The sequence below is a fragment of the Colwellia sp. Bg11-12 genome, assembly GCF_014076955.1.
Lineage (GTDB): Bacteria > Pseudomonadota > Gammaproteobacteria > Enterobacterales > Alteromonadaceae > Colwellia_A.
In genome coordinates this window covers 139,648-154,782 of sequence record NZ_JACGUZ010000078.1, presented here as the reverse complement: position 1 = coordinate 154,782, position 15,135 = coordinate 139,648, and the positions used below count along the sequence as shown (strand labels likewise).

Below are 15,135 nucleotides of genomic sequence, written 5' to 3'. Positions count from 1 at the left end.
ACGTTTAAACGTGTAACAAACTATTGGGAAGCGTTTATTTTTACTCCTAAAAAAGATTTATGTCATGAATACAATGGCTCTAGATATTAACCCTGAAGTAGATATAAAGCTATTTACTCAGTTTCTCAAACCACAATACGCTTCAACCGAAGATCTTCGTCGAGAAGTTTTTAAAATTCGCCATAACGTTTATTGTAATGAATTAGCCTTTGAAAATCCAAAAGATGATCACATGGAACTGGATGAGTTTGACCCACGTTCAACTCTTGCTTTAATTCAGCATAAGCCATCAGACAAGTACACCGGTTGTGTACGCATAATACACTCAAACTGTGCTAACGAACTATTGCCAATAGAAAAATTATGTAATGATGTCATTCAAAGTAAAGATTTTAACCCGCAAATGTTTAATCGTGCAGAAATCTGTGAGGTTTCTCGCTTAGCGGTTATGGCTGATTTTAGACGTTTCAGTGGCTCAACTATTGGTGAAACTAACTATTCAGAATCAGAGTTACGTTCCTTCCCATTTATAGCTATTGGCTTGTATATGATAGCGTGTATCTTAATGATCGAAAAAGGTATAAAGCACGCTTTTGTTATGATGGAACCACGTTTAGCTCGCAGCATGAAACTTGTGGGGATCAAATTTTTGCAAATTGGTGACCCGATTCAATACCACGGTTTACGTGCCCCTTATTATATTAGTCCTGAAATATTTTTAGAAAACTTAAGAAGTGACCTTAAAGATTTATATAAAGAAATAAAAAAAGATATTCGTAGCCAGTTTTAAGATCATATCCATAGCAACTTTATGACTAAGATGTAAATTGGCATAATTTCAATTAATGAGTATAAAAGGATCCTCATGTTTAACTATGAAGAAGCATTCTCGCGAAATATTGGCTGGGTAACGAAAGAAGAACAACAAAAACTTAGAAATACTAAGGTTGCTATTGGTGGTTTAGGCGGCGTTGGTGGAGACCATACAATAGTTTTAGCCCGTTTGGGTATTGGCAACTTCCATATATCAGATCTAGATGATTATGATGTCGCCAACTTCAATCGCCAAGCTGGTGCTAATATGTCAACGATAGGCCTTCCTAAAGCAGCGGTTATGGAAGAAACTATTAGAGGTATTAATCCTGAAGCAACCATAAAGAACTTCGACTCAGGTATCAATGAAGAAAACCTTGATGAATTTTTAGAAGGTGTCGATATTTACGTTGATAGCTTAGACATTTTTGTTTTAGAAATCAGACGTAAGGTCTTCCGTCGTTGTTATGAAAAAGGTATACCAGCCATTACTGCAGCACCAATGGGCATGGGCACTGCTTTTTTAGTATTCATACCAGGAAAAATGTCTTTCGACGAATACTTTGCCATTGTTGATGCCGCAGCAAATGCCACTGAAGAAGAAAAAGCGCTCATATTTAATGACAATATTATTCGGTTTGTTATTGGCGTGTCACCTTCTGTGCAGCAACGTCATTATTTAGTTGATAGCTCTTCTGTAAACTTCCTTAAAAAGAAAGTTCCGTCAACCTGTATGGGTATATCCTTAGCAGCAGGTACACTCTGTACTAATGTTTTAAAGATATTATTAAAACGTGGTGAAGTGATTCATGCTCCTCACGGTATGCACTTTGACGCTTATAGAAATAAGTTGATTAAAACTTGGCGACCTTGGGGCAATAAAAACCCTATTCAAAAATACATGTTTTGGCGAGTTAAGAAATTATTAGCCGAGAAAAAACAATAAAAGCCAGCAATGAATAAACCGCCAATTGGCGGTTTTTTATTAAGTTAAGCGCTCATGCTAATACTAGTGCTATAACCTTATTCAAAAATACATATATTGGTAAGTTAAGACGTTATGAACCGAGAAAAAACAATAAAAGCCAGACATAAAAAAACCGCCAATTGGCGGTTTTTTATTAAGCTAAGCGTTTAGGCTATAAGCTTTCGATTAAGAGTTGCGACGACGTGCGCCAGCAAAACCTAATAAACCTAAACCTAAAATTGCAAGAGTTGTAGGCTCTGGAACATCAATACTTAAACGTCCAGTGTGGTTTGCTGCAAGAACAGCTACACCATTTTCAAATACGATATCTAGCGGTGCAGAAGGGAATCCAGCAAAACCAGCAGAAACTGTTTGGTTTGTTGACCAGCGAATATTACCTAAAGCTGCCCACTCGTCCATAGTTTTGTCACGAAGTGAAAAATCTGAACCAGCATTGTTAGCAAAGTTATCTACTGTACCTGTAAATACTTGCTTAGCTTGACCAGCAACATTTTGAGGGCCGCCAGTACTAACGTTCAAGTCAAATAAGTTATGAAAACCGGCAGTTAAACCTGTATTAACAGCATTAAAAGACATAACACCAAACTGTAACGTACCTGCATTATATACGAAATCAGTACCGTTAAATGTACCCATTAAGTCATTGAAAAAGAAGGTAAACACGTAGTCACTTCCGTAAGCATCCATTGTCGGAAATGGGTTAGGTACGAAACTACCAATGTTATTGTTACCAATAGTACCCAAGCCTAGAGCTGATAAAGGAGTAGGAAGTAAATTAAAGCCATTAGCGCCAAAGCCACCGTATGACTGTATAGTATCGCCAATGCTTAATACACCATCACCGTTATCAGTAACTAAAGATTGTGAATTATAAGCGAATACCATTTCGTTTATAGCAGGAACTTGAACGCCACTTTGAGTGCTAGCACCAAAACCAGCATCCCATGAAATTTGGTCAGCAACTGCAGTACCTGACAAACTAGCTAATATAGCAACTGATGTTAAAAATTTTCTCATTGTATTCTCCATTTAAATTAGAAAGTGTTGTATTTCAGTTAACTCGTTTGCGGTAACTAAAAATCAATATTGTATAGACACAATGAGTAATGCAGACATCGTGCCACAATATTAAGCTGTTGATATACATACCTTTAAACAACAAGTGAAACTTCAAGCTTAAGCTAATGTAAAAAAACCTGACAACAGTATATTCACTCAATTTACTTTTTATAATAATACTTTTATTTAGCTCGAGCTTACTGTTGCTAATCTTGCCAACGAGTCACTACTGAGCATTTTTTTGTCAACTTTGAGAACTAATGAATCCACCAAGCTATATTGCTTATCAGCAAATAAGGCCTGAATATAATGAACCAGATAGTTCTGATTATTTATATCTGCTTTATAAGCTTTTGAAAGATATTCAACGGCTTCTGGCACATTACTTTTCGCCAACGCTATAAGTCCATAGGTATTAATAACCGCCGGAACATTCGGCGCTTTAGATAATGCCTTTTTTGCATAGTCGAATGCGCTAGGAAGATCGTTTTGTAACAGTAGTATATAAGCAATGTTATTCAACATTGCAAAATGATTGTTAGTTTTTTTGGCTATACGCTCATATATTGCCAACGCCTTTTCTGGCTCTTTTAAGGTGTAAAGTTCAGCTTTTTTAAGCATTAACTCAATAGTTAGTTCATGATTTTCTTCAAATGCAACAATTAACGCCAAAGCTTCTTTTTCTTGGTTTGATTTCTGCATCGCATCTACGAGATCAATTAAAATGGGTGCTGAAGGTACTCGCTCATATGCAGGTTTTAAATAGCGAATTGCTTGTGTAAAATTTGCTTCCATAAAAGCAAGCTTTCCCTTTACTACACTGTACTTAGGAGAAATATTCGACAAATCAGGTAGTGTAGAAAATAATTGGCTAGCTTTTTCTAAATTGTTATTTTGAATATATAAAAAGACTAAATTTAATCTTTCATTTTCCCCACCTAGCCCTTGCTTAACAATAATTTCCTGTTCTTTTACCGTATCAAAGCTTTGTTTTTTCCCATTAAATATGGCAACTTTAAGTTTTCTTGCTTCTAAGGCTTTAGGAAATGAAAGGAGGATTTGATCCAATTTTTCCAGTGCTAATTCCCCTTCCCCCTCAAACGCCAACATCTTTGCTTGTACAATACGTAAAGAAAAGTCATCAGGATTTTTTTCAAGAGATTTAGTTAAAACTGATTTAGCGGGTACGACTTTATTATCGCGCATATAAAAGCCAACAAGAATAAGCGTTTCACTAGCAGAGTACTCTTTTATTTCAACTAATTCAGTAAGTCGCTCATTAACCAGCGCATTGTACTTGTCATTTTTTCCGATACGATACATTGCATTTATTGCTGAAGTATTTTCATTATCGATCATGAGAACTTGTTGATATAACGTTACTGCGACGGTTATATTGTCGTTACTTTCCGCGATATTACCTAAATTAAACAGAGCAAGAATATTTTTTTGATCATGCTTCAATACTTCGTTAAATGCCTGCTCTGCAAGTATAAGGTCTCCTTTCATTTTATACGTTACACCCTCTAAAGTTTTAGACAATACAATATTATTGTCTACAGCAGAGCGGGCAACTTTTAGCGCATCATCAAAACGTTTTTGTTTTAAATGCTCCATAACAAGAAGAGAAATTGCTTGCTCAAACTCAGGGTTACTTTGTATAGCTTGTTCAAAAAAACCGATAGATTCAGGGTCGTTTACTGCCATTTTAAGCACCCCTTTTTGATAGGCTAACTGCCCACTAAAGGGTTCCATCTCTTGCGCTTTATCAAGTAAATAACCTGCTTTTTCTAGATCGCCCTGTTTAAATAATTGACTAGAAGATAGCGATAAAAAAGCAATATCTAGATCATCGTTAGGGGCATTTTTTATATCCTCATAAGATTCGTCGATATACCCCAGCTCTAAACTGATCGCGCTAAGTAATCTCCGAGCTGGATGTTGCAAAGACAATCTGTCTCGCACTTTACTTAAATGGCTGTAAGCCATTTCTTGTTGGCCTAATTTATAAGAGCTATAACCCGCAATAATTATTGAACCCAAAAGGTCTGCTTTACTTCTAAGCGCTAATTCTGAAAATTGCTTAGCACCTAAAAAATCACCTTCAATTAATCTATTTTGCGCTTTTACCTGATTAACCAGTGGGTTTTTTGGATAAATCGCTATAAGTATATCGGCTTGTTCTTCGGCTTCTTCAAATTTTGCAGCACTAACCAATGACATCATATAACGTAAGCGAATTTGTTCAGCTTGTGGGTGAATGTTAAGATATAAACTAAAAGATTGCGCCGACTCTTCTGCTCTTTGCGCGGTATAAAGCAGATACCCTTGATACTCAAGTGCCTCTGTAAAACCAGGATTACTGACTAACAGATCATCTATAGCCGCAAGCGCTTCTTCTAGCTTGTCTTCAGACCCAAGTTGTAATGCTTGGCCTAATAAGATGTACTTAGAAACAAAGTCTGTTGCTAATAAGTCAGCAAGCGCTATTTTTCCACGGGGAAGATCATTCTCTTTCAAATATGCCATAGCCAAAAAAGCTTTTACAGCGGTAGTTGTTTTATCACTAAATTCTCCACTGTAAACAAGTAAGTCTTTTACTGCTGCTGAGTCGCTCATATTATAATGGGCCTTTGCTAGCAGTAAAAATAGCTCTTCTTGCACATACCCATATTCTTTTGCTCGTGATAATTCTTTCTCAGCTTCTATCCATAAGCCTTGTTGAGCGTATATTGAACCAAGTAAAAACCGGACTTCAGCATTATTTTTTTCAGTTTTTAAAACATTCTTTAAATTGATTATCGCTTCACTACTTTTACCATCATTAAGCGCAGTTCTTGCTTCTTTTATATATTCAGCTGATGTTTTGTTATCGCCACACCCCAAGAGTATTGTTGTTAACAATAATGCTTGAACAGCTAATTTCGACTTAGTATTAATATACATATAAATTCCTTAATTTTTTATTGTAGAAACATCCAGTTTTCGCTTTTAAATAATGAATACTCAAACTGACATAAAATATTGTCAGTGAGACATGGTATTTTAATTAGCCAATGAAGTTAAAGATTTTGCTCTTTGCTTTTGTTTTAATGTTTTAGTCTTTATGCGTTTTAAGACAAAAAGTGCTTCCTTATTTTTGTTATTAGCAATAAGCACCTCTGCGTAGTTAAGCGAAATATCCACATCATGACCATTTGATAATTGATAGGCACTTATCAATGCGGTTAAGGCATTCTCTTTCTCGCCTGCTTTGAACAAAATCATTCCACGGGTGTCAAGTACACTAGGATGCTTAGGCGCTAAATTAACAGCTTTAGCAGAGTATTTTAATGCCGACTCTATATTATTACTTTCAAGGGTTAACCAGGCTAGATTGTTCAGAAAAACAATATCATCAGGTCTTTCTAATAACATTTTTTCATAAAGGGGAATCGCTTTGTCTTGTTGTTTTTCAAGATAATAATTAGCTAATAGAGAGCGCACCTTGTTATCTGTTGTATTTTTCTCAAGATAGTCTTCTAGTGTAGATATTGCTTCATTTCCCGGCTTAATATTTTTTTGCGCTATAGCAAGATAAATAACATTATTGCTTGAAGGAAAGCTTTCATAAAAACCTTTCAAAAGTGGAATAGCCTTTGAGTAATTTTTTTCTAGAAGAAAAATTCGACCGCTAACCCCTTCAACAACTTTATTATTAATATCACTCTTTGAAAATTCAGGATAAAAAAGTTTAGCCTCTTTTAGCATGCCGTTATCAAGGAATATTTGCATCTTTGCCGCTTTTAACATCATATTATTTTTTTGATGCCCCCCAAGCGCTTTATCAACAATATCGATAGCCGAATCCACTTCTTTCTTTCGCATATGTTGATCTAAAATTAATATAATAGGCTCTAAAGCATACGGATTAGCTTTAGTCCATTGCTCCAGAACAGTAAACAACCCACGCCCTTCATTAATATTTCTATGAGCAACAACATTTAATTGCCATAGCTTATTTGGAGAGTGTATTGACGTTTCAAATGAATCAATAACCGTTAAGGCTTCTTTATAGTTATTTTGATCAATTAAAACTTCTGCATACAATAGTCCAAACGCTAAATTTTCAGTGTTTGATTCAAATAAAGTTTTAATTTTTGACGTAGCAAGCGCTCTTCTTTTTATATCGGCTCTAGCAACGATGTAATATTGCTTCAGCATTTTTTCATTTTCAGGGAAAAGGCTAATACCCAGCTCTGATAAACGAATGGCTTCAGCTGATTCATCTTCTCTCAAAGCAATATTCATTAAATTTGAAAGGGCAAAATAATTCTTAGCTGACAACTCTAAACTCTTGTTTAAGTTTATTTTGGCTAAATCTAGATCACCTTTTTTTAAGTATATAGTCGCTAAAACATTAAATGTACTGGGTTTATCAGGATATTTGTCTTGCCATTTTTTTGAGATTTCAAGCGCTTTGTCAAAATCATTAACCTGTAAAGCAGCCGATACTAAAGCAAGTTCGGCTGAGAGCATATCAGGCTTAAGTGAAAGGGCATTTTCCAAATTAGTCATCCCTGAAGGATCATTTAACATCAACTTCAAAATACCTGTGCTTATATTTTCCTCTGCATTATCGGCATCCTTACTCGTTACTTTTTCTGCAAGTTGTCTAGCGTCGTCAACCGCGCCAATTTCAGCCAATTGTAAGCTCAATGTCGAAAGAAATTTGATATCCTCTTTACTGCTCACCGTAAAGTCATTTAGCGTCTCGTTAATATCGCCGATCAAACCCAATTGAAGCTGACTAATAGCAAACATTTTCAGAGCAGGGTGCTCTGCAGGTAAATATTTAACAATAGCGCTTAAATGATGGTAGCTTTGCTCAAAGTTTTCTAGATAATATGCACTGGCGCCGGCAACAAGCTTAAGTTTAGATGAATTAAAACCGAATAACTCAGCTTGCTTGGCATGCATATTAGCTTTTTTATAGTCTTGCGACTCAAACCTAACTATAGACTTTACATAATGTGCAAAGGGTTGGTTTGGCAAGCTTTTCAAAATAGAGTCAGCGTATTTTTCAGCACTTTCATAGTCATTTTCTTTTAATGCGGCATCGGCCAAAAGTAAAACAATAACTCTTGATTTAGGTTGAATTCTTAGATATTCACGATAATTTTCACTGACCTCAGAATATAGACCCAAAGCGGTATTAATTTGGCCTAGCAACATCACTGACTCTGGATTTTCTGGGAATAACTCAAGTGATTTATTAACCTTGATTTTTGCAGCATCAAGTTCATTTTCAAATAATAAAATATAGGCAGAGGCCAGGTAGGAATAGGTTGAAGCAACAGATAACTGTTCAGCAAGCTGCTCAGACAGTTTTGCTGAATCATTATCTTGAAGTCGAATATTGGCTAATATGTTATAGGCCAAGTATTGAGATTTTACATCGTATGGCAATTTAAGCGCTTGTTCGTTTAATGCTATAACGTCTTCGTCAGCATTGGTAAGTAAGTAAGCTCTTGCTAATAAAGGGATCACTTTACTACTCGCATATTTTAACTTATGCGCTTTTTCTAATTCTTTTGTCGCTTCAAAGCCACTCCCTTGTTGCAAATAAAGTCTACCCAGTAAAAAGCGAGCCTCCTTGTTTTTAGGTGCTTTCATAATCGCATTTTTTAATTCGATGATACCTTCATCAAATTTACGCTCAGCAACGTATACTTTTGCATTATCGAGATGAGTTTCGGCAGTTTCACTTTTGCTGCAACTTACAACCACCATCAATACACAGCAACGAACTATAATACTTAACCATTTCATCATTAAATCCCTTCAAGAGTTTACATAGCCTTTATACTTATGAATATACTACCTACTTAGCAAACCTCTTACAATTGTTAGTAAAATTAACTAATGGCAATATTAATTAAGCTTTTCTCCTCATAAATAAAAACAAGTATCACAAATAGGTAATTCTCGGTAGTATTAGATATTAAAAATATGGACATCAACGATTAACAATGAATAGAAACACCTTATTTGAACAGCCAAAAATAAATGCACCCTTCGTTGGTATATTAATACTTTTTACCACTATTTGTGCTTTAAATATCCCTATTTTAATCACGTTATGGCGACACGGTTTTGATGACGGTACCTATTCACACGCTTTTTTAATACCTTTTATTAGCTTATACCTATATTACGAATTAGCCCAAAGTGGCAAGCTACGATTCAGAGAAAAATTTGCAGTTCTTCCCACCATATTGTTGCTGCTCAGTTGCTACCTATTATTCATTACCAGTAACGCGCAAATAAGTATTGGGTATTGGTTAGCATTTTTAGCTGTATCAATTACCAGTGTAACAATGGTGTATCGTTTCAACTGGTATGTTGTTTTCCCTGCTGCCTTTCTAATTTTTATATTCCCTTTTTGGGGAGTACTTGTACCCTTATTACAAAACATATCTGTAGCTGCCGTAACCTACATGATGAGCTTCACCGGTGTTCCAACCTATGTTGAAGCAGAGATGATTACTATACCCGCAGGTGTTTTTGAAATAGCAGATGGATGTAGCGGCCTAAGATACATGATCGTTTCATTAGCCATTGGTTCTCTCTTTATTTTTCTTAATATTAGAGATACTAAGCGTGCGGCGTTATTTTTAACGATAACTATATTGGGTGCATTACTTACCAATTGGATCAGAATTACCGCACTAATATTAATTGGTGAGTATACCAATATGGAAAGTAGCCTGATGGAAGATCACAATACTTTTGGTTGGTATTTATATGTTCCGTTTATGATATTACTTTTTGTTTGGGGGAATAAGCTTTCGGAAGTGAGCTCTATTGCTCACAAAGAGAATGAAGCTGATATTAATAAAGTTAGTCCCAATAAAACGGTAATACTATGTTTTATTGCTTTAATAGTAACTTCATCAACTGCGCTTAATGTCTTTCTTTCATCTGACATTAAAACAGTGGCAAGTAATAGTGAGAATATAGTCAAACCTAATATCATTTATTATTCATCGGTAAAAAACACGTTATTACCTAATCATCCAGCTATAAACTATTCCATTTATAATTTTAACGGAGCTGATTTAGATGGGAAGCCAACCTTCTACGCTAATAGTTTAATTCCTGAAGGCTGGAGTTTGGAAGCACAAACAGAAATGAATAACTGGCTCATCTATACAATTTATAGAGGTAGCAAGAGAGCTCTTGTTTTTGTGAAATATGAAATAGCTGATCAAACATCAACAAATACAACTGAATTTAAAGTAAAAAGGTTGTTAAATGCACTCATTGGAATAAACAATACAAAACTGCATTGGCTTTTTATCTCTTGTGAAAATAATTGCGCTGAAAAAATAGTAAAAATACAAACATTGATTAGAGATCTATGAACACCTCTAAATAATAAGGCTAATAATATGGGAGAAAATCAATAACTATATTTTTGTCCTAACCATGGCAAATCACTCGTTGTAGAATACATCCAAGCAAAACGTCGCGGTGGTTTCAAAATCCAGTAATCTTTGACCCTCTTTTTATTGATGTCATTTTGAAACCGAGTATAGCTACTTTTGCATTGCTGAAGAAATGCAGAAAAGAGAGTTTTCATTAAAAAAACGTCGGTTCCTTTTTGATATTTTACATATACTGATTTTCCAATCAACCCAGCAACATCACAAACATGTTGTGGATTTGTCCATTGATTAAGCTCTTCCTGCTCAGGGTTTTCAATAGAAACAATATATTTCGGTATTACAATATTGTCGACTCTTTTATCACCATAAAATAATCCATAGTTCAAAATAAAATCTCCAAAAACATCTAATAGCGCTTCTGACCTATTATCATTCGTTAATTGATAAAAGCGCCATAGAGCATCCCCTAATAAAGCCATCATCCACGGCGAACATGTAGGAGAGTTATCTCCCCACCCTTCATGTGATTTAAAACCATGCTGCGGGCAACCGCGTAATGACCATTCATTTCCAGGATCAAAAGTCATTTTTACTGTTGCATCAATAATATTATTAATACGTTCAAGTGCTTTAGGGTCACTCGTTAATTCCCAATAAGAAATAGCAGTATTTAATGCTGCAGCTTGATTACGCTCAGTCCAAAAACCACGCCCGATACTATAACTTTCATCCCAATTTAATGAGCTTTCGTATAATTTTTTCAATGTGTTTTTTGCTGTTAAATCACCACTGAGTAAATACTGATATAGCAAACCTTTAGGCATCATAAATTTTGGGTCAAAACGCTTAATTAAATTTGACTCGCCATCGTCACCAATACTGTTTGCATAAAATTGTGAAATTTCTCTAGCTTTTATCAACCACTTTTCATCACCTGTCATAATAAAGAGCTGATATATTGCTTGTGGTCGGTCATAAAGCCACTGAGATGCTTTTTCAGGCGGGTAACCATTCTGCGTTAATAACGCTACATTGGTAACATAATTAGCATATTTTTCTTGTGGTTTTAGATACCAATCATTCTCACTGTATTCACTTTTTGGGTGCAATAATACACTGCGAGCTAACCAATTAGACGATGGGTAAACTAAACGCATATTTTGTGCATCAACACTGCCTTTTAAGAATGAATTTATATTAGTTTTACGACGACTATTACTAATATTACTTTCATTGCCCCAATGCAAAGTTAATTGGGTTAAGGTGTTCTGAGTATTCACTAATTCAACATGAAGCAAACGTATATATTTGGTATCTTTAACTGATGGCCAAGCATTCAAAATAGAGTAAACGGCATTCAATGGTGCTTTATTAGACGTTAGCCTTACTGTGCTCTGCGACGATATTAAATTATTAGGGATCGGGATTAACATTGTTATGTTTTTATCTTTCGACTTAATAGGAAATTTTAAATCAAATGATACTTGACCAACATTTCCATAGGTAAGCCAAGAAAACAATACTAAAAACAATGCAAATACATTATATAATTTTTTCATTTTGTAATTAATCACCCATAATTAATGTCGCCACAACAGGCCTGTGGTCACCTTTCAAAAAATCGATAGTTTGTACATCATTTATTTGAAAATCGTCTGTAAACAAAATATGATCAATCCGTACACCATGCCACGAAGTATGCTTTGTATAATTAAAGCCTATACCTTTTTTACCGATAGCATTATTTAATTCACTAAAATTACGCTGAAAAAGGTTATCGTCTTCAGGCATGTTAAAATCGCCAGCAATGATGGTGTTAGACTTATTATCCAACCATGATTTTAGTAAATTGGCTTCATATTCACGATTGCTTTCAATGCGTTTTGCTAAGTCGAAATCAAAATAACCATAAATAGCCCCCATTAGCGCAGAACGAGGGGTTTCTAAATGAATATTAGCTAACAATACCTCTTTACCTGAAATATCTATTTTATAGAAACGTGCAAACTGACCCCAGCCACCAAAAAGCTTTCGATCTAAAACCGCAATATTTTCAAAGCCGTATTTGCTCGCAATACAAAGCCCTGAAAAACATTCACTTGTATAACTCTTTCCTAATAATTCATTTAAATTAATTTTCAACGCTTCTTGTAAAAGTAATATATCAGGTTCTTCACTAGCAACTAATAGCTGTATAACTTCTTTAGAGCCACCACCACCGATGTTAGCACTTATAATTTTAATTTCTTTACCTACAGCATTACCATGAAAAAATTGTGGTAATTGAAAATCCAGATAATTGAGTGAAAGTAAAATAAGAATAAAAAATGTTATTTTTTGCCTTTTAGACAGAACGAACCAACCTATCAAAATAAAAAGAACAACACCCAATAGCCACCAACGCGGCCCAAACAATAATAGGTACTTAGGTAGAATCAAGCTATCAAATGATGGCCACCAAGGTAGTAGGGTAACAAGAATACAGGCGAGGCTACAAAAAATAACGTATGGCGAAATCAAGCGCCGAGTATTCGTTATTATCCATTTTTTGATTTTATTTTTCATACAGCTTGGCATATTTTTTTGCTGACGCTTCAATTGAAAAGTTTTTACTGATATAACTAAAGGCCACTTCTCCTAACTCATGAATGCTATCTCGTTCATCAATAATACTTTGAATAATATTGGCCAATTTTTTATCGTCATCATATTCAAACAGCCAACCTGTTTTGTCATTAATAACTAATTTTGGGTTACCACCAACATTAGTGGCAATAACCGGTATATTATTCGCCATTGCTTCAATAATTACCATAGAAAGACCTTCAGTTTCAGAGCAAACAACTAACACATCGAAGCTAGAATATATGAGTTCACGGTCACTAACCATGCCATTAAAACTAACATCCAATTCTGGTAAATTTTCTTTATGAAAAACTTTTAATGCCGTAGCACATTCGCCATCACCAAAGAAACTTACGTTTACAAGACTTTGTGACTGTTTATTTAATAAATTTATTGCTTTTAATAGACCTATTTGATTTTTTAGAGGGATCATTCTACCAACAGAGCCGATACGCAAAACATGACCACCCGATTTGACCTTGTTTACAGGGCTGATCAACACACCATTGTCTATCACTATACTTGGAATATCATGCCAAGCATGTTGTTGTTGAAAATTATCCATTCCTTCTTGAGAAACAAAGGTAATATAGTTTATATAATGCTTAGCTTTACGATGCAATTTCACCCATTTTTCATTAACCAATGGCGCAGCACCATGTCGAGTGTAAATAATAGTTTTATTAAAAAAGGGTAAAATCAGATTGAGAAATTGTAATACGTGCGGTGAGTGAATATGAATGACATCGAATTTCAATAAAACAATAAATACTCGCCATAACTTCCATACCCCCCCTCCTCCGTAACTTGCTACAGGAATATTATTAACAATACATTCTGTTACTAGCGGTTCATTAGGTTTTCCTAAAGAAATAACAGCTGGTTTAGTGCCTAAACGTTTTTGAACGTGACATAAGTCAATAACAAAACGTTCGGCTCCACCAATATGTAAACTACCCACAATATGAGCCACTTTTATCACTGCAAACACCTTTTTCATAGTTAACTTCTAAAAACAAATGAGTTATATTAAAGCTTGTAAGTAAATGATAATTGAGTTTCAAAACATTTGATACGCCGTTTTTAAAAATTATGATACGAGTCAAGGAAGTTGCACAAAAATGCCAGAGCAATTACGAATATTGGAAGTGGTACAAAGTCTAGAAAAAGGCGGTAGAACAACCCGATTTATTGATACTGTTTTAGGCTTACGAGAACAAGACTATTTTGTTGTACCTTTATGTCTTTCAACGCCTGAACCCTGGGTTAATATTCAACATTTAACCGTAATACAAAAAACACCTGGAATAAACTGGCAGCTTGTTTTTCAAATAAGAAAAATAATTAAACAAAACAATATTAATGTTGTCCACGCACATTGTGAATTTAGCCAACTGTACGCAAGTATTGCCGGTTTTACCTGTGGTATCAAAACTGTGGCAACTTTTCATCGTTCGGATTTATCAAAGTATCAACCTAATCTGGTCAATAAATTAATTAAATTTTTTGCATCATTTTATATTGCCGTTTCACATGATCGGCTGACATTACTGACAAACAATTTACAGTTACCCAAAAACAAATGCTCGGTAGTCCATGGCGGTGCTCATATTAATGAAAAGCCCAACGAAGATTCAATTAAGAGTACGCGTAATAAATTAGGTATTTCAGATAACGAAATAGCACTGTTAAGTATTGGCCATTTAGGTGCGATCAAGGGCCATCAAGACACCCTTCGAGCTCTCGCAAGGGTAGTTAAAAACAGTCCTAATATCCACTTGTATATTGCTGGTGACGGCACTCCTGCTGAGAAAAAAGTACTCATAGATCTAGCGACCACTCTCGACATTAATCAGTTCATTACTTTTCTAGGACAAATTAATAACGCGCCAAACTGGATAGAAGCATGTGATATATTCATTCAACCTTCAATAGAAGAGGCTTTTGGCTTGGTTTTTGTTGAAGCGGGTGCAAAAGCAAAACCTGTCATTGCAACAGCGGTTGGCGGTATAAAAGAAATAATAATATCAAGTGAAACCGGCTTATTGGTGGCACCTGCTGCACCACAAGAGTTAGAAAAAGCGTTAGCATTGTTGATAAACTCGACAGTATTACGAGTGCAGTATGGTGATAACGCCTATAAACGTATAACTGAAAATTTTTCTCTGACCAATATGGTCAATAAGTACATCGAAATTTTCAACAAAGTTGTAAAGTAAA

At 35.1% G+C, this 15,135-nt stretch carries 10 protein-coding genes; 4 read left to right on the top strand and 6 right to left on the bottom strand.

Annotated features, from left to right (window positions below):
• Positions 1-64 precede the first annotated feature (64 nt).
• Positions 65-790, top strand: a complete 726-nt coding sequence (locus H4J39_RS15495; RefSeq protein WP_182229294.1) for a PEP-CTERM/exosortase system-associated acyltransferase — start codon at positions 65-67, stop codon at positions 788-790.
• A 75-nt stretch (positions 791-865) separates the two neighbouring features.
• Positions 866-1,759 (top strand): ThiF family adenylyltransferase, encoded by an 894-nt coding sequence (locus H4J39_RS15490; protein WP_182229293.1) that lies wholly within the window; start codon positions 866-868, stop codon positions 1,757-1,759.
• A 207-nt stretch (positions 1,760-1,966) separates the two neighbouring features.
• Here the strand turns inward: H4J39_RS15490 and H4J39_RS15485 are convergent, their stop codons facing one another.
• From H4J39_RS15485 to prsT (H4J39_RS15475), 3 genes are all read right to left on the bottom strand, one after another.
• Complete coding sequence (locus H4J39_RS15485) at positions 1,967-2,818, bottom strand: PEP-CTERM sorting domain-containing protein (protein ID WP_182229292.1); 852 nt, start codon at positions 2,816-2,818, stop codon at positions 1,967-1,969.
• 228 nt (positions 2,819-3,046) lie between these two features.
• A complete protein-coding gene (gene prsT, locus H4J39_RS15480) occupies positions 3,047-5,806 on the bottom strand; it encodes an XrtA/PEP-CTERM system TPR-repeat protein PrsT (RefSeq protein ID WP_182229291.1) in 2,760 nt (919 codons plus the stop codon).
• 99 nt (positions 5,807-5,905) lie between these two features.
• On the bottom strand, positions 5,906-8,674 hold the full coding sequence (prsT, locus tag H4J39_RS15475) for an XrtA/PEP-CTERM system TPR-repeat protein PrsT (protein WP_182229290.1): 2,769 nt from the start codon (positions 8,672-8,674) through the stop codon (positions 5,906-5,908).
• A 197-nt stretch (positions 8,675-8,871) separates the two neighbouring features.
• Between prsT (H4J39_RS15475) and xrt the strand changes: the two genes are divergently transcribed.
• Positions 8,872-10,266 carry an exosortase gene (gene xrt / locus H4J39_RS15470; protein WP_182229289.1) on the top strand — a complete coding sequence of 465 codons (1,395 nt, stop codon included), beginning with the start codon at positions 8,872-8,874 and terminating at the stop codon, positions 10,264-10,266.
• 38 nt (positions 10,267-10,304) lie between these two features.
• Here xrt and H4J39_RS15465 read toward each other — a convergent pair whose 3' ends face one another.
• The 3 genes from H4J39_RS15465 to H4J39_RS15455 are packed head-to-tail and all read right to left on the bottom strand — an operon-like array spanning position 10,305 to position 13,915.
• Complete coding sequence (locus tag H4J39_RS15465; RefSeq protein WP_182229288.1) at positions 10,305-11,849, bottom strand: hypothetical protein; 1,545 nt, start codon at positions 11,847-11,849, stop codon at positions 10,305-10,307.
• Between the two features lie 7 nt (positions 11,850-11,856).
• A complete protein-coding gene (locus H4J39_RS15460) occupies positions 11,857-12,855 on the bottom strand; it encodes an endonuclease/exonuclease/phosphatase family protein (protein ID WP_182229287.1) in 999 nt (332 codons plus the stop codon).
• Positions 12,845-13,915: a glycosyltransferase family 4 protein gene (locus H4J39_RS15455; RefSeq protein ID WP_182229286.1), complete on the bottom strand. Its 1,071-nt coding sequence runs from the start codon at positions 13,913-13,915 to the stop codon at positions 12,845-12,847. The genes H4J39_RS15460 and H4J39_RS15455 overlap by 11 nt, the downstream gene beginning before the upstream one ends.
• Before the next feature lie 121 nt (positions 13,916-14,036).
• Between H4J39_RS15455 and H4J39_RS15450 the strand changes: the two genes are divergently transcribed.
• Positions 14,037-15,134, top strand: coding sequence for a glycosyltransferase family 4 protein (locus H4J39_RS15450; protein ID WP_182229285.1), 1,098 nt, complete (start codon positions 14,037-14,039; stop codon positions 15,132-15,134).
• The last annotated feature ends 1 nt before the right edge of the window (position 15,135 follow it).